Annotated in this window: 1 pseudogene; it reads right to left on the bottom strand. The window is 44.9% G+C overall.

Annotated features, from left to right (window positions below):
* Positions 1-123 precede the first annotated feature (123 nt).
* Positions 124-496 (bottom strand): annotated as a pseudogene (locus AB4238_RS19120) (transposase); the annotation flags it as partial.
* Between the last annotated feature and the right edge of the window lie 179 nt (positions 497-675).

The raw sequence follows: 675 nt of genomic DNA, 5'->3' as shown, positions 1-675 counted from the left end.
CAGTGATAATAGGGGGTGTCTTCGATACTGATGAGGGTTCGTCTTGGCCTTGGCATACAACCTCCTTGTTAAATGCGCTTTTAAAGCTTAGCAAGAGAGGGTTATTTGTGCCATTAACTATGGGTGGCTATGTCTTTGCTCTAAATGCTCATCGATGACTTCACCTTTAGCGAACTGTTGAGTTAACGTCGTGCCGTTAAACAGTTTATGCCATTGCAGAACTACATCCCTATCTGACCAAGCATTAACCTGCTCGACATCGATATACAGCACCACATGTAAGTGATTACTCATCACTGCGTAAGCGGCAACATCAATCGCAAACACCTCTGTGAGCTTGAGTATTTGCTCTTCAACCCAAGCTCTTCGATGGTCGTAATTTTTACCTGTGTATTTATCATCACCGCAGAGAAAGGCGCGTCGAACAACACGGCTACAGCAGTGATAATAGGGGGGTGTCTTCGATACTGATGAGGGTTCGTCTTGGGCGCGGCATACAACCTCCTTGTTAAATGCTCAAATCAAGCATAGTAGGAGGTTGCGATTGATGCCATTAACAATGGGTGATGAGATGGACGCTCCCAATTGCGGCGTCAATGCGCCAAACTGATGTTGAATTAAACAGTTACCTTAGGAGCATCCATCATGAAAGTTACCACTATTGCTATCGATCTT

It is taken from the genome of Shewanella sp. 10N.286.45.A1, assembly GCF_041470405.1.
In the GTDB taxonomy this organism is placed as follows: domain Bacteria; phylum Pseudomonadota; class Gammaproteobacteria; order Enterobacterales; family Shewanellaceae; genus Shewanella.
The sequence above is the reverse complement of the archived record's forward strand: the minus strand, read 5'-3'. Positions and strand labels throughout refer to the sequence as shown.